Origin of the sequence: Pseudarthrobacter sp. NamB4 (assembly GCF_005796185.1) — a bacterium.
Lineage (GTDB): Bacteria > Actinomycetota > Actinomycetes > Actinomycetales > Micrococcaceae > Arthrobacter.
Genome location: NZ_VAHM01000009.1, coordinates 118860 through 139456, shown reverse-complemented (window position 1 = coordinate 139456; position 20597 = coordinate 118860). Strand labels below are relative to the sequence as shown.

Genomic DNA, 20597 nt, shown 5'->3' with positions numbered 1-20597 from the left:
ACCAAGTAGCTCTGTCGGTCGACGGCTCTGCACCAGCAACGACAGGAGTCCCCGTGGGAGGAGGACTTCTTTGAAGGGCCGATCTCTGGCCGCTAAAGTGGAACCCGCACATTATCGAGTCCAACTTTCTGGGACCAGTCCACAGGTGCCAGCCCTTCCACATCTCCGGTCCTGACCGATGTAGCCTCCACTACTTGGCGAAAACCTTCCTAGGATGAACTGATGAGCGAAACAGCGCCAGAACCCGCAGGCCCAGCCCGAGCTTTTACCTTCGACGGCCAGGTCAGCGAGGAAAAGCTCGCAGAGCTCCTTGCCCTTGGAGCGGAACACTCATCCCTGGACTTCAAGAAGGAACTAAACCTCAACGAGCCGCTGAAAAAACTCGATTTCATCAAGGACTGCGCCGCCATGATGAACCAACCTCACGGCGGTTATTTGGTCATCGGCGCGAATGATGACGGAACGCCCGCCCCAGGGTACTTGGCCCCAACAAAAGATGTTCGATTCCGCTGCTCTCACCGAGATTGTTAGGCCGTATGTCGATGCGCCAATCGACATACGGGCTCAGGTACACACACTTCAGCTGGCAGGGGAACCTGCCCGAATGGCCCTCATCTTCATCCCGCCTCCAGCAGACGGAATACCGGCGGTGATGGCAAAGGACGGCATCACCAAGGCCCCAAGCGGGAAGGACGTTACCCGGTTCAACCGCGGAGTCGTGTACACCCGCGAGGGAACATCCAATGCCGTAGTTACACACAGAACGTGGGCCAATGTTCTGGCTAACTTCAGGAACCAACAACGTGCTGAATCACGTCAAGATGTGGACGCACTTATCCATAGAACTCTGCAGATGGTCGGCACCGCGGGCACCCGGCCAATGATTGTTCCCGACCTGGCCATGGACGCAGCGACATTTGCGGACGCCGTAAGCGCGACCCTGAATGACGGTAACGTTCGTGCCCTTCGGAAATTCCTGGCTGCGGCGAAGAATGCTTACCTCCAAGGAGAGACTGAGGAGCAGAGGTCAACAGCGCTCGACAGGATCGCTGCAGTCGCGGTAGAAGCTGTGATCGTAGGCGACATTGCCTCCGTCAAACTCGCCATGGACGCGCTTTCTAACTTGTACGAAGGCTATCTGCTTACCCCGGGAAGAATCCAAGGTAAACAAGGTGCGCAGGCCAATTGGCTCGCCATTATTCAACGGGTCATGGCGGTAGGGGCCGCCGCTGTCCGCAACGGCCAGTACGAGGCTTTACCCACGATTGTTTTGAGGTCAATCGGCGACAGCGTCTACTCCTACAGATCCTGGATTCGACATGCAATAACTGAGGCGTCCAGGGCGGGCCTCCTTGTCCGGTCCGATGAAACTGAAAAGGGCGGGAACCTCATTGCAATGTCCGCCGCACTTCTACGCCACACTCCAGATCTAAGACCCGACATGCAGATTGCTGACGACGGAGAATCAGGCGAAGCCTTCCTCGATTCCTTGTGTCAGTTTGATTTTCTCTGGTGCTGCCTATCCCTGGCCTCGAACGAGGACGCATCCTCTTCGGCTGCCTACTACCCGAGTTGCGCCGCCTACCACCAGTACAGGATCACGCCAGCGCTCCACCTGGTTGAGAATAAGCCGGAGGCCAGAGCACAGATATTCGGAGACATCTCAAGTCAGAAAATCGCAGATTCAATTCTCGAAGTCATAGAGATGGCTAAAGGACAGTCATGGAACTACGGAGGATGGTGGGGCGGCCGCCGCGAGATAGATCCCGCTGGCTGGACCATGAGAAATGCAACCATCGAGGATTCTGCTAACCGCTTCTAGACACCGTGGTCACCGGATCAATCACGGATGTTGAGTGGTAGAGCAAGTTCATCGGAGAGTTGATCCAGCTCGGCGAGACCAGGTGTGTCGACTCGAAGCGACTCAAGGACCCACGATGCGAACATCGTCGCCATGGCTGTGAAATGTGCAGTTTGGCGCTCGTAAGGGTCGTCGGCCTCGCTCAGGAGTATGAACTGCTTCTCGTCGTCCAAGTCTAAGAAGGCCGTTACCGTCTCACCTGTGACATGGACAATCTGCGATTGCTGCATGTACGCAGTCTTGAACGTCGCGTTGTAATCGACCTGCTCAATCATGTCCGTGACGCGGAGCAGCTTTTTTCCCTTGGTCGGCATCGACTCGATAGCCGCGTCGATTTCATCCTGGGGCATGTTCAGGTACTTCGTGACAGCCTGGAACACGCGTTGACGGGAATGGTGATAGCCCTCAATCAGCTGGTCAGGCCCACTCTCGTCATAGTGCGCCCATTGCGCGGTCAAGGCATGCTCAAGTGCCTGCCGGGCGACTGCCACAGCCTCTCGAGAGCGCCCGGCGCGGTGCAGTACCACGTATGCGCCCGCGTAGCGTATCGACTGCGCACAGATGCCGTACACAGTTTGGAACTCCACTTGGTGTTCTACAGCGACCTCGAATGAATCTGCGTCATGCAGCCGTCGCTCACGCTCTTCGATGAATCCCAGCCATGCCTCGATGGTGGGCGAGGGCGGGGTCAAGAGAGGAGTGATCACTCAACCAAGTATGCGGCTTTGGGGGCCCAAGGCCGAAGACACCGTCAAAGAGGCCCGCGAAAACGACCCATTCCCACTGATCTGCCGACGCTAAAAAACTATTACTGGTCCAGGTTGCAGACGCGCTCCAAGACGGGTTCGGGACACCCCAACAGGCGCAGAGCGTGCGCACGCACGATGCGCTCGAGTACCCGCACCGTCTCATGGAGGTCATAAGCGTCGAAACCCTTGTTACCGTGGGCCAGATCGTTGCGAACTCGGCTTAACGCGTAGGCGACGCGCTGCGCTTCGGGCCCTTGGGCCTCGGTCAGGTAGTTCCTCAACAACTTGCAGGCTGCCAGCCGCGGAGTGAGATCCACAGGCAGTTCACCCAGCAGGTGATGCAAGGCCTCATTCAGCCCGCGAGGCGGATTCTTGGTGAGGTTCTTTTTAACGAACTTCAGTTGTTGAGAATTGAGAATGCCGGCATCTTGGATCGCCTCGATGAGTGTTTTGCGTTCCTCTGTGTGATGGTTCCTTCGCTCTTCGTAAGCAGCGGCGGTCTCGTGCCCGTGTAGGCCCTCCAGCGCTTGTACGAGTAGAAGGAAGCGGGAGCGGGGATGCTCGTCGGTCGCCGACAACATCGCCCCGTAGGTCTCGATTAGCGGGTGATGATCGTCCTCAAGCCCTTGCCAGCGCCTGAGCATGTCGAGCAGAGACAGTCCATCGACGGCGATATGCACTGCTGTTGAAGACTTGCGCACCGCTGCGTGGTCGGACTGATACGGCTCCTGTGTGATTCCCGACCCGTAGACCTGCCGTCGTTTGTGTGCACGTGACCTGTCGACGCCGCTCGCGTCAACGGCCAGATAGGTGAGCGGCTGCGCATCTCCCGTGGCGATCGAGACAATACGTCGAAGGGGGACGATCCACCGGTCCACCCAGTCGCGCACCGTCAATGCCTTTCGTGACTCGATCCGGACGACCGGGCTCACGACGAACCTGAACGCATAAGCGTTGCCGATCCCGATGGCGGCGTCGTACTCTAAGCGCACGGTGACGTCATCGTCGCTCCACTTCTGGGACGAGTCAGGATTGCCAGACACAGTCCAGTCGCCCTCCAGGTGCCGGCCCTCCCCACCTTTCGGGAACGTCCAACCTGAGAACGGAGCGGCGCCTGCGACTGCATCGAGCGCGCCAACTTGCGCGCTCACACGCGAGTAGGTCGGAACCACTGACTGGTTTGCTGCCTGTTCCTCATCTTGCACCTCCGACGCGGTCTTCGTACCACATCCACGAAGCCCGTCGGGAGCGCCAACAATGGCGGTACCCGCGCTGATACGGCCGTGCTCCGGGAGCCAGTAAGTAATGGAGGCATCGATCAGATCCACGTCGTGACCGTTTGCGAGACGTGCTCGCAGACGGGGCAGCTGGACCTCTTGCGGGAATCCAGCACTCCGTTGCCCTGTTGCCGTTTCGTTCCACTGAATTGGGATGTTGCCGTACACCGACCCGGTGGGAGGACGGTTCGCCGGGAGGTCGAGAGCGCCGGCGTGCTCACTCTCACCCCCGTTAGGGCCAGGTAATAGCCACGTGCACAGATACTCGTCAGGTTCCACGAGCAGTTTTAGAGGCGGTTTCTCTTCGGCCATTTAGACAGCTTAGGAGACGGATGTCGGGTCGCTCAGAACTTTGCAGACTTAGGACCGCCGACCCGATTGGAAATCTCAATGCACAAGTCAAAAACGACCCTTTTTGAGGAGCTGGCTCCTCGGAGCTCGACCCTCGCGGGTGACTTTCTGCGATAAATGGCGGTGTTTTCGCGGCGCTATTTGGCGCACAGCCAGCCCACAAGGGGATCGTCTATTGAAGCGCGCTAGGGCCGTTAGGCGACCGCTATCGGAACCACTCGAGCCGCCAAATGCAGAACCGGGTGGGGCGGTCGTCTGGTAGCGACGGGCAACGAACGCTTAAAGGAATATCGAACAAGCCGAGTGAAGAGCTCACTGCCTCCATACCTACAAAGGGTCGCGGAGTACGCCCCCTAGCTCAGAGAAGCCAGATACGTTTGCACGACGTCCTCCCTGATGCGGCCGCGCGGGTTCACCTCGACACCATTCTCAGCTGCCCAGGCACGAACTGCCTTCGTGTCCACCGCCGGCGGCAGTCGGCGGACCGTGGGAGCGTCCCGGGCAGACTCTCTACGGGCAGCCTCCACAAATCGTTCCAGCTCACTCCGAAGTTCTCGCGCCTTCTGATCCGCCAAATCAATCTCATACTCAATGCCGTCCAATGCAAAGCGGACGGTCTCAGTCGCCTCGGATCCGTCGAGGTCATCGATCAGTTCAATCACGGTGCGTGTAGCCATCCGACGATCCTAACCAGTCAGTAACCTTACGATGTGGCGCAACGCCAGCAGGTGATCAGGGCCATATGTGCATGCGCTCCGAATTGGAACGAACTCAGCGTGCCTGCTTACCCGGCGAAAATGCCGACAACGGCGACCCAAGCGGCAGCTGGGTGGCGCCCCAGCCCGGTGCGAAATAACCCGATCCCTTGAGGCGAGGATTGAAGCCGCTGGCCTGACTCCATTGCTCGCACTGGCCGGCTGTCAGTCGTGGGCCAGGATAATAGCCACTTCTGGCCAGGGGATCGGCGGAGACTTGAATTGCTCGCCCGATGCGAGACGTACCCTCGCGTAGAGTGCCGAATACTGTTTGCCCTGAGCTACTGCAGCGGCTTCTACCTCCGCGATAGTTGCCGATTTTGTCAGCCAGTCCATAGAGTCACCGTTCGACAGCCTGTGAGGCAGCTTCTGAAAGTGCAAATAGTCATTGCGCCCCATCAGCGTGACCTCTGCTGCGGCCGCTTCAGCCGACTCGCCAAGCACATGCAACAAAGAGATGTCAGCGACTGTAACATCGGCAGTTCCGGTGTTTCTGACGGTCGTAACGACGCCCCGTTCAAAAGTTTTGAGGTGCGGGTTTCCCGCCAATACGGTCGCCAGATCTCGAAACGGCATTCTCGCCGTGTTGCCCGGGATCCACAGCGAGGCCTCAAGATCCACAGCAATTTCTCGGAACGGGGCGAGTCGCGATACAAAGCTATCGAGTAGCTGTTCAAAGTTGTCCGCGGTGATCGCACCGTCAGGAAGCGCGCCGACCCCTAGTTCATGGTCTGCTTTCCAGCCTTGCAGGAGCTCTACAGGGTAGTCCCCACCTTTGGGTCCATCGATAAGCTTGTGATGCGTTGTGCACATTAGCATCAGGTTGCTGAAAGCTGCGCGTTCAGCATCAGTCATCGTGGGGTCGTAACGGGCTGAACCTTCGTTGGCGCCCTTTATGTGTGCAATCTGCACGGCCACCAGCTGCTCTCCCTCAGTCTCTTCAACGACTGGCTTCCTGCAGCCCCGGAAGTAGCACGTCCCTCTACACAGGGCAAAAAGGGCTGCCCTCGTCCCCGCACTATAGTTTCTTGCTTCGTCCGCCACGCTCGCCAGTCTATATAAGGCAGCCCACTACACCTCCCCCATCGGATTGGGGCGGCGATAAGCCTAACCCTCACCCGGTCCTAGAGTGATGCCCTGGGCTGGCAACTAACCAATGTAAGTAGACGCCAACATAGAGCTTGCTCGCGAATCGATTCGCTCCACAGGAAACTATCCCCATCACCCATGGCAGGTGTCCCCCGGACTAGAGTCTGGGCATGAGTTTCTTATCTGTTGAAGAGGAATACCGGGCTTTTCTTCCGAGGCTCCTGTCGCTCCACCCCCGTGAAAGTGGAACAGATTCCGAGGTAGGAGTCCGCGAACCTTACCGGGAAGTTGCCCACGTGGCCTACGGATGGTTCATGCGTTGCCACCGCGGTATCCAAGCGGTCCTCATGCTTGAAGAAGAGGGGTTCCAAGTCGAAGCAGCTCCTATCCGCCGGTCGGTTCTCGAACATGTAGTGGCACTCAAATGGCTCGCCGCTCAGGGAAGCGTGGCCGCGGGGATATTGCGACGCGGGGCCAGCAATGATGCCCGGAAGCGTAGGGAAGCGGTGCGAAATGCAAACTGGACCTCGGTAGACCTAGACCTGTTCGATGCGGTGGTTCAGGACGGCGAAGGCCTTGACCGGCAGCACGACAACCTCTTGGCCTTCAAGGCTCGCTGCGAAAAGTTTGGAACATCCGATGACATGGTCCTGTATCTCGCGGAGACCGCGCAGTCCCATCCATGCTGGCAGTCGGCCTCGCCTTACCTGGACCTCAGCTCGGGCAAGCCGGTCCCACTCGTCGACCCAGGCTCACCGGTCGATCAGGCAGGCTTCTGCGTCGTTCACTTGATTGAAGCGCTGCTTTGCGTCAATCAGATCTTTGAAAGCAGCATCCTGTCCGCTGATTTGGAGGAAATCCTGCCAGCTGTGAGGTCGCTTATGGTACGCCAGGGAGAAGAGCTCGGGCTACCGGTTCCCCACGAGATCCGCCATGATACCTGAGCAGTCGGCGCTGCCACCGCGGGGCTTTGCCTACTGCTCACCCGTAAAAACACCCAGGACGCCGGCGGCCGATCCAAAGATGATTGCCGCCATGCCGAGGACCCCAGCCGTCTTAGCCCGTTCGAAGGCCTTCCGGCTCACCGCCACTGGAACACCTTGGGCGTTGCCTTCCATGGCTTTGAGCTTGCCACGAGCCTCTGCGAGACGTTCTTGGATCGAGTTCAGCTCGGCCTTCTTCTCGTCCCTGACTCTGGATTCATCCGTTGTCGGGGTGCGGAGCCAAGACCTAACTTTTTCTGCCTCAGTCTCCAGATTTGAAATCTCCGTATGAAGCGAGCCGATGGCGCTGTCGCGTTGTGTCGTATCAGTATGATCCTGCTTTGCCCACATAATTCCAACGACCAGCGCAGCAGCTGCGGCTAAGCCACCCAATATCTCCAATATCACGACCCAAGTTTGCATTCAGTAAGCATTTCACATGGGCAAATGACTTGGGGACGCGGCCTTCTCGGGCCCTCAGAATCACGATCGTATGTGCAAGAGCCGCGCGTATGGCCTGTCAGACCCTCCCAGCACTCTCGAAATCATCGCAAAAAACTATCCCTCAATTAGGTGCGTGTTTTGAGAGTCGCGCCGTAACTAGCGGAGAGGTGAGAGCTTGGCACACATCGGTTATGCAAGGGTGTCCACAGCAAGTCAGTCACTGGAAGCTCAGGAATTTCAACTGAAAGCTGCAGGCTGCACTGTAATTTACTCGGACGTCGTCACTGGTAGCTCACCCTCACGCCCACAGTGGGACGCCTGCCGTAAGGGCTTGCGGGAGGGGGATTCTTTGGTTATCACGCGTCTCGACCGTGCTGGGCGGTCGCTGAGCCACCTTATCTAAGTATCCGGTGAACTCAATAGGAAGGGGGTAACCCTCACCGTCTTGGACCAAGGCATTGACACCTCTACGAGGAGTTCGAAGTGGTCATGCCCAGAGCTTAGGGAGACACTCTGACAATCTGGATGAGACGGTGACCCGTGTTCGCAAAACCTGATCATATGCGCGGAACGTCGGGCACCAGGCATGCTCTGAAGCTTCTTCTGCCAGCGGCGATTCGTTGTTGGACGACGAGTACCAGCTTTCTGCGGCCCGAACCCAAGAGCCCGGGTAGATGGCAGGATTCTGCAGGACCCGCTGTGTTATTCGGTTGTCAGCCGGCGACTCCACGTACCCAAGGCTTACGACGCAATCCGGCCCCAAGCTGGCCAACGCCGCCATAAGCGTCTCGTTATAAGTCCGAAGCAGACGATCGGTGACCGCCCGGGCAACACTCCAATGATGAGGCGCTGCCGAAGCCATGCCCCGAAGTTGTTCATCGGTAAGCGGCTCCAATGGGTCACGTCCCTCGTGCTCGGCCGCGAGATGGGAAACGACAAGTGCCAGGCGATCCGTGTACTTCGCCGCGGCGCGCAGGGCAGCGTTTCCGAGGCGTCGCGGGATACGTGTTGCCCCGAGCCGGCTTGTTGACATGGCGAATGCATCGAAATCGTCAGCCGATGCTGCGTCCAGAACCTCTGCAACCTTGGCCAGGTGCTGCAGCACGATGTCTTCTGTCGCCGTGGCCAGGAGGGCAAAAGCCCATGTCCTCCTGGAAAGCGAGTCCGGGTACCGGTCGAACGTCCTCTGCCACCAGTCTGTCTGCTGTCCCCTGCGGAGGTGCATGACGAGCGTGCCATAGTCTGTGGCGGGGCCAAATGGCTCCCCCTCCTTGTCTACCGATCCCTCAGCTCTCGTAGTCTGAGTTGCAGCGCCAATAACGGCTATGTCTGATGCCAGCCAACATGGCCCGTGCAGCCGCGCCAGTTCTCGCGCCGCGTTCTGCCAGGGTTCCGTTGTGCCCTTTTGCCCCATCGCCTGTGACCTCGCCGCCTGCTGAAGACGCTTGTATGCAGCATCCGCTTCGACGAGAGCCCTAAATGCCTCCGCCCGTGGGGACTTTTCCGGCTGGTCGGCCCAAAAATGGCCCGAGGCGAAAGCGTACCCTTCCCGGCCTTCCTCAGCCAGCCTAATGAACCAAAAGGGCCGCATGCTCCGGAGCAGATTGCCCGCGTGGCTCGAGCTGGTTGTCTCCACCTCAGAACACCAGCCGTCAAGGACGGAGCGGAGTAGCCGGGCGTTCTCGTCGGTTCCGTTTGCAGGCGACGCCCCCGCCAGCAAGGCCGATCGGCAAGCGTCTGCGTCGGCGAGCTGAAGGCCTTGGGCGGCAGTAGGAGTAAGCTTCGGGACTCCGAATCTGCCCCCGAGGGCAAGCCAGGCGGACTCTAGAGGAGTACCCAAAGCAGCCGTAGCTCGGGCTCGCCACCAGTCTGCAAACTCTTTGCCGCTGATAAGGGAATGCTGTCGGAGCATGTCGACTCGGGCGGAAGACATATCGGCATCCGGTGCCCGCTCAATGTCATTGAGCAAGGCGCACTTCAGTTCGTCCCCTCCAGAGGAGGTTCCTAGTCGTGGAAATACGTTGCCGCTTGCCCTCTGATTTGTAGCCAGCCGTACGGTGAGATCGTCGGTCAGTAGTTTCGCAACGTCGCGTTGCACGGCTGTTTTGTTAGTGAATATTCCGTCGCTCAGTATCGTCCACACGGCTACACGTTCCTGCAAAGGATGCCGGGCCTCAGCCAGCGCTTCGTCAAACCCGTACCTAAGGCTTGCAAGCTCATTTGGATTTGCGAAGCCGGCGTAAAACCTGGCTGTGTTCAGCCAGTAGTTCCGCCTAATGAGCTGCCGTAGGATGTCGGATTTCGACAGTGGTTCCCTACTGTCCTCCCCAGCCCACTCGGCGAGAAATCTTGCGGCAAAGTATTCGCGGACAGGCTGCACCGCGAATTCAAAAGTTCCTTCGGACTTGCTGGTTAATGCCCAAAAACGGTCCGTCACTGCCTGGAAAAGTTCTGCAGCCCGCTCCGTGGGCCCGTCCGTACGACGGAAGTATAAGTAGAGCGTGTCTTGGATCGCTTGCAGCGTCATTCGGTCAGCCCCACGCTTTCCCTCCACACCAGATTGCATATGCCACCCGAGGAAAGAAGTTACTTCGATGACGTGGGGAACATGATCCCGCTGGATCTGCTGCCTGCTCACTTCCCTGTCCATGAAAGTGTTCATGTAATCCGAGTAAAGCGGCGTTCTACTGATGGGAACGGCATCACCTTTTCTGCTGATCAAGAACAGCAGAATCGTCAATTGCATCGGGTTGTCAGCGAGTTGGGCAACATGATCGTAGGTCGTCCGCTCCTCGAATGTTCGTCTGAGTTTCGTCCGCGCCATTCCTCGTATGCCATTTAGCTCTGCCCATCGGTTGACGAACTGGCGCTGCAGCTTGACATCCAGCGGGCACAGCTCAAGAGTTTGAAAGATTTCTTTGTCCGGTTCGGGCAGGCTAGAAGCGTTGGGTCTGGCCGTAACCAGAATCTGAAAACGTCTCTTTGCCTCTGAGCGGCCCATTCGCATGGAGAATCGGTTAATCTCCTCCACAACGATTTTGCGAAGGCGAGGATCGGCGACCTCATCGAGGCCGTCAAACACCAGAAGGCTTGGATACCTGTCCAGAAGACTCTGCAAGCGCTCCACTGTGACTTGTCGACCACCGCTGTGAAAGGTGCATAGTGAAACGAGGAACAGTTCGAGGGAACGCTGGTCCTTGCGCCGATCACGGGGCTTACGGTCCAGCTCCTCCTCGCCAAACGGGTCACGTCCTGACAGCCACATTGCATAGTCTGAGAGATCCAGGCGCAATGGAAGCTTCGGTTCCTCTACCTTCGGCAAATAATTCGCTGCTGCCGCGAGGTCCGGTGCAATTGCAGCTCGATGGCTCTGGCAGAGGTACTGGCCCAGAGTGGACTTTCCCTGGCCGGGAACACCAAGAAGGTAGGTCAAGGGAAACAGGGATTTGAGCATGTAGCCAACTGCGCCGGTGTTGTCGTCTACCGCCTCGTGGTCCGCGTAGAAACGCTCTTTGGAAGACCCCGGTTGCTGTATGCGTCTTGCTTTGACATCTATGAAGAGCTCCGTAATGTCCACGCGATCCATGTCGAGTTGCGAGAACTTGATTTTGGAATCGTCTCCCCACTGAGAAGCGATGACCTTGAGGATCGTCTCACGCATTTCGTGAGCTGCGCCCTCCTCGTGGGCCGCGAAGATGAGGTAGCGGATCGCCTCAGATCCCGCCAGCATTTCCTGGTATGACCACTTGATGGAGTCCGGAGCTGCATCGACTTCGGCGTCGATGTCTGCCTGCCACCAGCACTCAACAGGGATCCCGAATTCCTTGGTCAACGCATCCAGGGACACCTGTAGTTTTTGCATGCTTCCGGTGTCGTTCCCGGTCGTGGTCCCTGCCACAGACGTCATCAGGATGTAGCGGGATATTTTCTTTTCGCGCACCAGTTTTTGAATCTTTTCCCGTTCGCCATCGATTGCGGACTTCAACCAGGTGTGAGGATTCTGCTGCACCTTGCTAGACCATTTGACTTGGTACACGATGCTGCCATTCGAGATCGCATCGATACCGCCATCCGACATGCCCACGGGAAAGCACTGAACGGGATCGCATTTGAGCCGCAGCAAAGCGCCGCACAGCTGTTGAAAGGCCCCTTCGCTGAGCCGCGAGTACAGATACTTGAACGAGTTACCTGGCTGCTCCGAGGCCGACCGCGTATTTCGCGAGGAGCCCGGCCGGGGTTGGCGGCTTGGAATCCTAGTTGACGGGCGCGGGCCTCCAGGCCTCGGTGCTACAGCGAATGGATTTGACGCCGGTCGCGGCCTGGAAAAGTTGCCTGAGTCCATGGGGACCATATTGCCGCATTCTACGTGGCTCTATTCTCACGTGATTCTCTGGAATGAGACATCGGCTAGACCTTCGCAGAACGGACGCTGTACTTGGGTCAACTCCGTCGACGATGGAGTGCAGCCGGAGCCCCCGTTTGGTCATCTCGTCGACGGTGTTCAGCACATCAATCAGGGAGCGGCCCAGGCGGTCGATGCGCCAGCAGTAGACATCGTCCCCGTCGCGGGCGTACTTCAGCAGTTCGGTCAGGCCGGGGCGCTCTTTCGCGGTTTTCGCTCCCGACATGTGGTCGATGAAGATCCGCTCCCTCTCGACACCCGCCTCTTCGAGGGCGGCGACCTGCATCCGCGCGTCTTGGTCCGTGGTGCTCACCCGTGCATACCCCAGCTTCATGCACACATAGTGTCACGCAGACCCTTGAGGGTTCTATAAGACATTGCGGTGAGACAGACTCTATGAGACAAAAATGGCCCTATTTCGCCTGGTTTCCGGGGGTTCCGGGTACGTCACCCATAGGTATAGTTCGTGAGACGGCATTAGGCCTGGACTTGCCGGCGTGTGGCTGCCTCATTCCATGAACGCGCACCTACCGCCCGGCAAGGCTTGGTCAGCCATGATTAGGCGGCGAGTACCACCGGCCTGCCGCTCGTGAAAGACCGGATGCAGGTATTGTCTGCTGCATGACATTGGGGGATGCCGCCGCGACGGCAAGTGATCCACGGGCTCAGGCCTTCGGCTATGCGCAGCGTCGGACTTGGGTTTTCTTTGCATGGTGGTTTGGGGCAGTCATCGCTATCCCCGGAGCCGTCGATGCAGCGCTCTCCGGGTTGCTCGGCCAGGACATTGAACGGGGCATCTTCGCGATGGCCCTTGGTGTCGGCCTCTCGTCCGTGGGCTGGCTCGTGACGCTGGGGGCGCGGTTCTCACGGAAGCTTCCAAAACCCGCCACCGACATCCCCCGTGTGGACCAGGCCCTCCGCACCAATCCACCGGCCATCAAAATCTCGGCGATCATATCTGTACTGATCGTGGCCGCCTTGATCCTGTTCGTACCCGAAGGCAAGCTCCCGGAGCTGCTTCCCATCATCGGCTTCGTCGCCGCAGCCCTGACGAGCATCACCGGCGGCATGGCCTATTCGGCGTCCGTCCTGAAGAACAGTGGCGAGCTTTACGCACGGTGGCTGGAGCACCGGTAACCGATGGCCACCGCCGACACTCGCCGTCCATGGGCCTTCGCCGGGGTGTGCGTAATGGTTCCCGCGCTGACCCTGATGGTGTTCAACCTGGCCGACCCTGTGATCCAGCTGCTGCCCTGGTACGTGGCTACTTATCTGCTGATCGGGGCCTGCATCTTCGGTCCGACGGGAAAGCTCCCGTCCCTGCGGCAGGCCGTGGCGTTCCTGCTTCCCGGTGCCCTGCTCGTGCCGTTGGCGCTGACGAACGTTGGCTGGTGGTGCGGCGGCTGGCTGCTGGGTCTGCCGGCCTGGGGCTTGCTGCTGAGCCGGTGGACTCCGGAGAACCCGCTTCCGGCAGTGCAGGTGCTGAAGTTTCTGGGGCTGTTGCTGCTGGGCATGACGATCTTTACGTTCAACATCATCTACCCGATTCCCAGTCTCGGCCTGTTCCTGCTCCCGGTCATTCCCCTGGTCCGGCTGACTGATCCTGAGTACCGGGCCCGGCCCCTGCAGGCGTCCGTGGAGGTCCTCCTGGCACTGACTGCAGTCGTGATTGCCTTCGCCATCCCCAGCCCCGAAGGGTCATGGTCCTCGCCCTGGGTCTACGCCGGTGGGGCCGCCACCGCGGGCCTGATGATCGCCTGGTGGGCCCGGGGACTCCCCCGCCGTTCCCGGCGAACGCACCTCCGTGACGGAGACATCGTCTAGGTCTGCGACCCAAGGGGCCCGGTGCCGGACTTGCCCTCGACAAACCCGTCAGGCGAGCCTACTCTGGCCTCGCAAGAATCCGACGATGATGACGGAGGCGCCGAAATGGGAGCACAGGAAAACGCCGCACTGGTTCGGCGAGGCTATGAAGCATTCAGCGCTGGCGACACAGATGCGCTTAGAGACCTGTTTCCCGAGGACGCGGTGTGGCATGCCGCAGGAAACGGCCCACTGTCCGGGGTCAAGCAGGGGCGGGATGCCATCCTGGCCTATTTCGGCGAACTCTTTTCGCGGTCCAACGGCTCGGTGAAGGTCACCGTGGAGGACGTGGCACCGGGTGACAGGTACACCGTTGGCGTTCAGTTCACGCATGCCGAGCGCAACGGCAAGACCCTGGACCAACGACAGGTCATCGTATTCAGCATCTCCGACGGGAAGGTGGCCGAGGGCATTGAAATGGCCGGGGACACCACCATGGCGGCCGACTTCTGGACCTGATCTTTTTACCGTGGGCCAGTGGGCGGACTTGAAAACCTAATACTAAGCATGCTTAGTATGGATATAGCCGAATGCGAACGGCTGCCAAAACCAGAGGAGGAAAAACCATGGGACTGGGCGACAAGATTGAGAACGCTGCCGATAAGGCTGGCGGTAAGGGCAAGGAAGCCGCCGGCAACGCCAGCGGCGATGAGAGCCTGAAGGCTGAAGGCCAGACCGACCAGACCAAGGGCGATCTGAAGCAGGCCGGCGAGAAGGTCAAGGACGCCTTCAAAAAGGACTGACTGGCAGTACGGGAAGGGCGCGCTCAGCGAACGGGGCGCGCTTTTTTCGTGCCCGCTCCGGAGACGCTCCCGGTTCAGAGGATTCGCTGGAACATGCGGTGGTCCTGCCAGCTCCCGGCGATCCGCAAATAGGCTGGTGCTGTCCCGTAACGCTCAAAGCCGTTCTTCTCCAAAACCCTCTGTGATGCTGTGTTGTGTGCCAGGGTGGTAGCCTCGATGCGGTGCAATTCAAGGTTGTCTTTGGCGATACGTGTGGCGGCTGCGACTGCCGCCGTCATGATGCCCGCCCCTTGAAGCGTGTGGTCGATCCAGTAGCCAAGGTGGGCGTTCTGGAAGGCGCCGCGCACGATCGAGCTGAGGGTGAGCAGACCGAGGACTTCACCATCCCGCACGAGCACCATCGGCAGGGCGATTCCGGCATCGATTTCCTGGCGCTGCCGGTAAGCACATCCTGCTGTCCCTGGACGGTGAAGAACTTGTCGGTTCGGATCGGCTCCCATGGCGCAAGGTGTTCCCGATTTCTTAGGAAGGCCGCTGTCAATGCCGCGGCATCCGATGTCTGCACCGTCCGGAGCAGCACGCCGGCGGAAACTCAGAGGAGAGGTCCATATGTTTACACTAGCCAGACATGGATGGTCATACCCGGCTCGAGTCGCTTGGCGAGCGACAAACCCTGGGCTGGCCATGACCTTCAGCTCAACCGCCGACGTTCACGGAAAGGGGGTTTTCCACCCTATCTTGGGGGTACGTGCAGGCGGAATATGGTCCTCATGGAAGCCACAAGCGGGGTCCCCCAATCCGGCAGGGACGATGAGTACTTCCTGGGCACTGACCACGGCCGGTTGGTCGACCTCGGTGGTCTGGGCGTTCGATTCAAGATCTACAGCGAACAGACCGGAGGTAGTTTCGCAGTCGTGGAGCACCCGATCGAGCCGGGAGTCCTCGTTGAACCCCACATTCACCAACACGAGGACGAGCTCTCCTATGTAGTCAGCGGCACCATATGGGCGCGGGTCGGCGACACGGAAATCGAGGCGCCAGCAGGCACGTACGTTTGGAAGCCGCGTCACGTCCTGCACACCTTCTGGAACCCTGGCCCGGAGCCCGCACTTATCGTGGAGACCATCTCCCCAGGCGGCTTCGAGCGGCTTTTCGAACAGATCGCTGCGCTGCTCCAGGATCCCGGTCCTACCACCGATGAAGATGTCGTCGCGCTCTGCACTCGGTACGGTCTCGTCCTGGACCAGGCTTGGGTGCCCGAACTGCAGGCACGTTTCGGGCCGATGCGAATGGTGTAGCTGGCGGTGCACCCTCAAGATTCCGGACGGCATCGGCTAACCGAACTACCTGGCCACGACACTGAGGGTTTTTCACCGCCCAATTCTCGCTACCGCAGCGCCGCGCGCAGCCGTTCCGCGAGGTCTTCGAGGGATTCGCGCCATTCGGGTTCGTCGGCGTCGTCCCACAGCTCGGCCAGCTCGGACTTCTCCCCCGCCACCCGCCCGACAGCCTCCAGGGCGAGTTCCACGTCTTCGGCGGTGATCTCGGCCCCGTGGGCGGTCACCCAGTCGGCGACGTTCTCCGGCAGGTCGCCGGACGGATTGCCCTGGCACGCTGCGGTGATGTCGGCGGCCGCTACAGCAATGCTGCCTTCCGGCGCCTCGACGTAGCCGCCGTTCACCTTGGCCAGCGCCCCGCGCACGACGTCGGCACCGCCGCCTTCAAGTTCGTCCAGCCAGTCCAGCGCGTCGTCATTCTCAAATGGCAGAAAGCCCCATGCGCCCATCATCGGTCCTTGCGATTGTTGCTTGCGTGCTGGCACCAATATCGCAGATCCGGCCCAATTCTTGAGTACCCGCACGGAATGCACGGTCATACGATGACGGTATGGATACGCCGTCCGGCCCTCATATCGTCCGCGCAGGTGAAGGTGAGGCCACTGGTGAGCCAGGGTTCCTGGACAGGTACCTTCTTGAGAGCGAAGCTTCCTCCGGCAGGGTTGCACTGGTCGAACACGTGCTCGGACCAAAGATGCTGGCCGCGCCAATGCACCGCCACAGCCGGGAAGACGAATACTCGTTCGTGCTGGCCGGCACACTGGGCGTGATCGAGGAGGGCATCGAGGTCACTGCAGGGCCGGGCGACCTGGTAGCCAAACCGCTTGGGCGCTGGCACACCTTCTGGAATGCCGGCGAAGACGAACTCCGCTTTCTTGAGATCATCGTTCCGGGCGGATCGAATCACTGTTCCGTCGACTTACCGAGCCTGGCGGCGAGTACTCCCCGGAAACCCTTCCCGCCCTCGCGGCCGAGTACGGCGCCGAGGTGGACTTCGATGCAACCATGCCGCTGGTCGAGCGCCACGGTCTGGTGTTCTAGCGGCGGCACCGCGCTCAACACCTCGCCGGCCCTTCCTGAGCGCTGAAGCCCCTCCCAACCTGGGATGAGAGCCTGCGGAGCGAAAACTCAAGATCGGCACAATAGTTCCCCAAAGACGGACGAGCGGCTTCCGCTTTGTCCCTTTGGCTTCCTAGAGTGGCTTGCAGACACTTGGAATGACCACGTCAGGGGGACGTATCGTCATGAGCAGCACATCGTTGGCAGATGAAGCACGCAAGGGGGCGCCGATTCCTGCTCCGCCGAAGAATCGCCTGATTTGGCTGCGGCCGGTACCGACCGCTCCGCGGTCTTCTGGCAGGGAACACGAGGTGCAGCGGCTGATCCGCGACCTCGCTGTCCTTGCCGTCAGCCGCCACGAAAGCTGACCCCTGAGGGATAAGTCCTGGGAGAAGCAGCCGGGCCCTGGTAGCGGAAACGCCACGGCCCCCAGGGCCTGTTATCGCCCATAACGGCCGGATTCAAAAACGGTACCGAAACGATTAAACAGGGCCTGGAGAAGCCCCCGGTTTTACTGGTGCGTGACCCGGATGCGGTGTTCTTTACGGTTCCGCCCCGAAGCGGCAACAACCCTCGTTTCCTGTGTCCGCGATCCCAAATCTTGAGCTGTCCAACCGCACCACTCCCCCTTGGATGGCACCAATGAAGAAACTCCTTCTCTGGCTCACGGCGCTTCTGGCGGCCGTTGGGCTGGGCATCGTGGCTCCGGGGCCAGCCTCGGCAGCATCCTATTGCGGGCTCGCATGGGGATCTCAGGACAAGACCGCGCCTGGGATGAGCACCGCCTCTGTCACCAACGTCCGGACCGGGCAGCAACCCTGCTTTGACCGGATGGTGGTCGACCTCAACGGCCCTGTGAAGGGCTACACCGTCCGGTATGTCCCGGAGATCATCCAGGACGGCACCGGCTTCAAGATCCCTGTCTACGGCAAAGCGCGCCTGCAGGTCGTCGTGAACGCACCCTCCTACGACCAAACGGCAACGTCACCTACAACCCCGCCGCGAAGGCTGAGCTGTCCAACGTGGCCGGCTACCAAACCTTCCGGCAAGTGGCCTACGCCGGAAGCTTCGAGGGTTCCACCAGCATCGGCCTGGGCGTCCGCGCCCGCCTGCCCTTCAGGGTCTTCATCCTGGACGGGGCAGGGTCCGGCTCCCGACTGATCGTGGACGTAGCCCACTACTGGTGACGGAATCCGAGAAGGCGCCGCACCCTGCTGATCCGGCGTACGGCTCCTTCTCGTGTGTCAAGGAAGCGTGAAGAAGGCCTTCGGGTCGTCGGCGCCCAGCAGGTCGTGATGGAAGGCGATCGCGTCCACCGGCCGTGTGTCCACGAACAGGACCGCTACTTCCCGGGAGTGGACCACGGTGTACCGGGTGAGGCCTTCCACCCAGGAATGGATCCCGGTGTACTCCCCCACCTCCAGCCCGTCACCGAGCAGGCCCCGCTGCTCGAGCAGGTCGTAGACAACATTCCAGGCGAGATCCATCAGTTCATGGATCGCCGCCTCCACCGTTGGAGCCGTCATACTCCCATGGTGCCCCCGAGGTAAGACAGGATCGGGGAGGCTCCCGGGCGAGTCAGGTCTTGCAGAATCCTTACAGCTCCTGAGTAGGGCCGACAGGAGGTGATACCCCTCTTCCAGTCCCTTGAATGGCCCTAACGTTTGTAGTGTTCTAGCTAGCACATCCTTCTGGCTGTCTGCAGGATTGCGTCTTCCATCTCGGGGACGAGCGGAGGCGCGTCTGTGACGTTCAATTCCCGGGGCGGAAGCACCGTTGCCACCGTCACCTGCTGTTGCCCGTCCAACGAGGAAACGGACTGGACACTGTAGGGCCCTCCGCCCCCGGAAACAATGACGTGGCGTATGCCCGGGCAGACGTCGTCGCTTGGGCGGATGCCACCCAAAGAGAACGGCTCGGCCTCAATCATGCTCTTCCACGTTTCCTCGCGGACAAGCCGCCCCGTGGTGAGCGCCGCCAAAAATCCGCTGAGGTCCTCGACCGTTGAAATGACCCCGGAATCAGCCGATCCGGCCACCGCGTCAACCCGGGTGAAGTCGCGCCTGTTACCGTCCTCCAGCACGTACCCATGCAGCATGGGCTCGGGCGGCTGCCCTGCCGCCGCCAAGTGGGTATTGTTCATCCCTGCCGGCTCGAACACGTCCCTGGTAAGAATCTCGGCGAGTCCGCGGTTGTGCTTGCGCTCCAGCAACCAGCCCAGCACTTCCCAATCCGTCGCCGACCATGCAAAGTAGGCCACCGGCCCCGGTGGCAGGTCCACCCCCGCGGCGATTCGAAGCCGTTCCTCGAAGGTCAACGTGCGGGTTTGGAGCTCGTCCAGGCTCCTGGACTCAATCAGGGGTGGAAAGTAGTCGGGCAAGCCGGACGTACTGCCCAACAAGTCCCTGATCGTGACCCGGGCCCAAGCCGGAAAGATGGCTGTGAACTCAGGCAGATGAGCGGAGACAGGATCGTCCAGGCGCACGGTGGCGGCCTCCGCCAACTTCATCACAGACACGGCCACCATCGGCGTCCCTGCCCCGATGATCCACGCTTTGTCCGTAGGAACCGCCTTCGTGCTGGACTCCAGGTCCTTCACTCCGGTGGCCCCTAGCTCCTCCTGGTCTCCATCACGCACATGGAAGACAACAGCAGGCGCCCCATGGGCGGACGCGTTGCCGGCAAAAGCTTCCAGCTCAACGGCAAGCTTCACAGCCCGGGTAGTGGCTACGTCGTCAGGGGTACCGAACGTGCAGCCGGACAGCACAAGAGCAATGGCTAGTACTGCAGCGTGCTTGTTCATCACGGAACCGGACCTATGGATTTTCCGGGCGGCCCCAAGCCGTCAGATGCCGGGACCACTTGGAGTTGTGGTGGCGAATTTATGGACATGTCAACGATCGTCGTGGCATGGGCAGAGGAGCATCCGGTATCAGCCCAAACATCGGAACTCAGGTAACGCTATCGCGATGCTCTTGGCTACCGCCGATTCAGCCTCTCTACAGGGCCTTCGGCTGCCTATCCAGCGAGCACGAGCTGGCCGGGACGTCCTCTAGCCGAACGGGCCTCCTCGGGTCGGCCCCAGCAATCCACTGAGCCCCAGCCATCTACTGAACTCGCCGCCGCGACGCCCACCGCCGCGGTAAGCAGCGTCCTTGCCGCACCGCCGGCAGCGGCTGTAGAGGCTGCCATCTTCGGAGTGTTCGACATGCCAAGCGTGGTGAATGTTCAGCTTGCACATCAGTGCCTTGCGCATGGCCTTCTCCAATCGCCGCAGCAGCCATCCCGGCAATTCAATGATGGCTCTCGTCTAGCCGCGGCGAAACCAGCACTTGCTGATGCTCGACCGCGCCGAGGACCAGCAGGAGCCGTGCTCAGCCAAGGATGGTGAAGAATGTGGCCGGGTCGTCCGCGCCGAGAATGTCGTGGTGGAAGACGATGGCATCCACCGGCCGGGTGTCCACGAACAGGACGGCGACCTCACTGGAATGGACGACGGTGTACCGGGTTGGCCCGTCCACCCAGGACTGGATCCCGGTGTACTCCCCCACCTCCAGCCCGTCACCGAGCAGGCCCCGCTCCTCGAGCAGGTCATAGACAACACTCCAGGCGAGATCCATCAGTTCGTGGATCGCCGACTCCACCGTTGGAGCCGTCATGCCTCCATGGTGCTCCCGTGCACCG

General features: G+C 60.2%; 22 protein-coding genes and 1 pseudogene. 11 read left to right on the top strand and 12 right to left on the bottom strand.

Going from position 1 to position 20597, the window contains the following annotated elements; genetic code table 11:
- Positions 1-222 precede the first annotated feature (222 nt).
- Both FDW81_RS10720 and FDW81_RS10715 read left to right on the top strand, forming a co-directional pair.
- Positions 223-531, top strand: a complete 309-nt coding sequence (locus tag FDW81_RS10720; RefSeq protein WP_138134173.1) for a helix-turn-helix domain-containing protein — start codon at positions 223-225, stop codon at positions 529-531.
- Positions 532-604: 73 nt separating this feature from the next.
- A complete protein-coding gene (locus FDW81_RS10715) occupies positions 605-1822 on the top strand; it encodes a hypothetical protein (protein ID WP_138134172.1) in 1218 nt (405 codons plus the stop codon).
- A 17-nt stretch (positions 1823-1839) separates the two neighbouring features.
- Here FDW81_RS10715 and FDW81_RS10710 read toward each other — a convergent pair whose 3' ends face one another.
- From FDW81_RS10710 to FDW81_RS10695, 4 genes are all read right to left on the bottom strand, one after another.
- Positions 1840-2568: a DUF5677 domain-containing protein gene (locus FDW81_RS10710; RefSeq protein WP_138134171.1), complete on the bottom strand. Its 729-nt coding sequence runs from the start codon at positions 2566-2568 to the stop codon at positions 1840-1842.
- 101 nt (positions 2569-2669) lie between these two features.
- Positions 2670-3938 carry a HEPN domain-containing protein gene (locus FDW81_RS10705; protein ID WP_138134170.1) on the bottom strand — a complete coding sequence of 423 codons (1269 nt, stop codon included), beginning with the start codon at positions 3936-3938 and terminating at the stop codon, positions 2670-2672.
- 653 nt (positions 3939-4591) lie between these two features.
- Entirely contained in the window at positions 4592-4915 is a 324-nt protein-coding gene (locus tag FDW81_RS10700) for an Lsr2 family protein (protein ID WP_138134169.1), read from the bottom strand.
- Between the two features lie 243 nt (positions 4916-5158).
- Complete coding sequence (locus tag FDW81_RS10695; RefSeq protein WP_138134168.1) at positions 5159-5911, bottom strand: hypothetical protein; 753 nt, start codon at positions 5909-5911, stop codon at positions 5159-5161.
- A 341-nt stretch (positions 5912-6252) separates the two neighbouring features.
- On the opposite strand from FDW81_RS10695, the gene FDW81_RS10690 reads away from it, so the two are divergent.
- Positions 6253-7026: a DUF5677 domain-containing protein gene (locus FDW81_RS10690; protein WP_138134167.1), complete on the top strand. Its 774-nt coding sequence runs from the start codon at positions 6253-6255 to the stop codon at positions 7024-7026.
- Between the two features lie 30 nt (positions 7027-7056).
- Here the strand turns inward: FDW81_RS10690 and FDW81_RS10685 are convergent, their stop codons facing one another.
- Positions 7057-7473, bottom strand: coding sequence for a hypothetical protein (locus FDW81_RS10685; RefSeq protein WP_138134166.1), 417 nt, complete (start codon positions 7471-7473; stop codon positions 7057-7059).
- A 211-nt stretch (positions 7474-7684) separates the two neighbouring features.
- Between FDW81_RS10685 and FDW81_RS18725 the strand changes: the two genes are divergently transcribed.
- Positions 7685-7912 carry a recombinase family protein gene (locus tag FDW81_RS18725; RefSeq protein WP_138134165.1) on the top strand — a complete coding sequence of 76 codons (228 nt, stop codon included), beginning with the start codon at positions 7685-7687 and terminating at the stop codon, positions 7910-7912.
- An 84-nt stretch (positions 7913-7996) separates the two neighbouring features.
- On the opposite strand, the gene FDW81_RS10675 is transcribed toward FDW81_RS18725, so the two are convergent.
- Positions 7997-11593: an NACHT domain-containing NTPase gene (locus FDW81_RS10675; protein ID WP_138134164.1), complete on the bottom strand. Its 3597-nt coding sequence runs from the start codon at positions 11591-11593 to the stop codon at positions 7997-7999.
- Between the two features lie 169 nt (positions 11594-11762).
- The gene (locus tag FDW81_RS10670; RefSeq protein ID WP_138134163.1) at positions 11763-12245 is read right to left on the bottom strand and encodes a recombinase family protein; all 483 of its coding nucleotides are present in this window, start codon (positions 12243-12245) and stop codon (positions 11763-11765) included.
- A gap of 287 nt (positions 12246-12532) precedes the next feature.
- Here FDW81_RS10670 and FDW81_RS10665 point away from each other — a divergent pair, with 287 nt between their 5' ends.
- From FDW81_RS10665 to FDW81_RS10650, 4 genes are all read left to right on the top strand, one after another.
- Complete coding sequence (locus FDW81_RS10665) at positions 12533-13048, top strand: hypothetical protein (protein ID WP_138134162.1); 516 nt, start codon at positions 12533-12535, stop codon at positions 13046-13048.
- Between the two features lie 3 nt (positions 13049-13051).
- Positions 13052-13735, top strand: a complete 684-nt coding sequence (locus tag FDW81_RS10660; RefSeq protein ID WP_138134161.1) for a hypothetical protein — start codon at positions 13052-13054, stop codon at positions 13733-13735.
- A 105-nt stretch (positions 13736-13840) separates the two neighbouring features.
- Positions 13841-14233, top strand: coding sequence for a nuclear transport factor 2 family protein (locus FDW81_RS10655; protein WP_138134160.1), 393 nt, complete (start codon positions 13841-13843; stop codon positions 14231-14233).
- Between the two features lie 107 nt (positions 14234-14340).
- Positions 14341-14517: a CsbD family protein gene (locus tag FDW81_RS10650; RefSeq protein ID WP_138134159.1), complete on the top strand. Its 177-nt coding sequence runs from the start codon at positions 14341-14343 to the stop codon at positions 14515-14517.
- A gap of 74 nt (positions 14518-14591) precedes the next feature.
- Here FDW81_RS10650 and FDW81_RS10645 read toward each other — a convergent pair whose 3' ends face one another.
- Entirely contained in the window at positions 14592-15017 is a 426-nt protein-coding gene (locus FDW81_RS10645; protein WP_370278934.1) for a GNAT family N-acetyltransferase, read from the bottom strand.
- A 270-nt stretch (positions 15018-15287) separates the two neighbouring features.
- On the opposite strand from FDW81_RS10645, the gene FDW81_RS10640 reads away from it, so the two are divergent.
- Entirely contained in the window at positions 15288-15815 is a 528-nt protein-coding gene (locus FDW81_RS10640) for a cupin domain-containing protein (protein WP_171027171.1), read from the top strand.
- Positions 15816-15904: 89 nt separating this feature from the next.
- Here FDW81_RS10640 and FDW81_RS10635 read toward each other — a convergent pair whose 3' ends face one another.
- Complete coding sequence (locus tag FDW81_RS10635) at positions 15905-16393, bottom strand: DUF4259 domain-containing protein (protein WP_138134157.1); 489 nt, start codon at positions 16391-16393, stop codon at positions 15905-15907.
- An 11-nt stretch (positions 16394-16404) separates the two neighbouring features.
- Between FDW81_RS10635 and FDW81_RS10630 the strand changes: the two genes are divergently transcribed.
- Both FDW81_RS10630 and FDW81_RS10620 read left to right on the top strand, forming a co-directional pair.
- Positions 16405-16941: a cupin domain-containing protein gene (locus FDW81_RS10630; RefSeq protein ID WP_205754610.1), complete on the top strand. Its 537-nt coding sequence runs from the start codon at positions 16405-16407 to the stop codon at positions 16939-16941.
- Positions 16942-17555: 614 nt separating this feature from the next.
- A pseudogene (locus tag FDW81_RS10620) lies at positions 17556-18100 on the top strand (hypothetical protein).
- 57 nt (positions 18101-18157) lie between these two features.
- On the opposite strand, the gene FDW81_RS10615 reads toward FDW81_RS10620, so the two are convergent.
- From FDW81_RS10615 to FDW81_RS10600, 3 genes are all read right to left on the bottom strand, one after another.
- On the bottom strand, positions 18158-18439 hold the full coding sequence (locus FDW81_RS10615; protein WP_138134155.1) for a hypothetical protein: 282 nt from the start codon (positions 18437-18439) through the stop codon (positions 18158-18160).
- Between the two features lie 152 nt (positions 18440-18591).
- Positions 18592-19716, bottom strand: a complete 1125-nt coding sequence (locus FDW81_RS10610) for a serine hydrolase (protein ID WP_138134154.1) — start codon at positions 19714-19716, stop codon at positions 18592-18594.
- A 571-nt stretch (positions 19717-20287) separates the two neighbouring features.
- Positions 20288-20572, bottom strand: coding sequence for a hypothetical protein (locus FDW81_RS10600; RefSeq protein ID WP_138134152.1), 285 nt, complete (start codon positions 20570-20572; stop codon positions 20288-20290).
- Positions 20573-20597 lie beyond the last annotated feature (25 nt).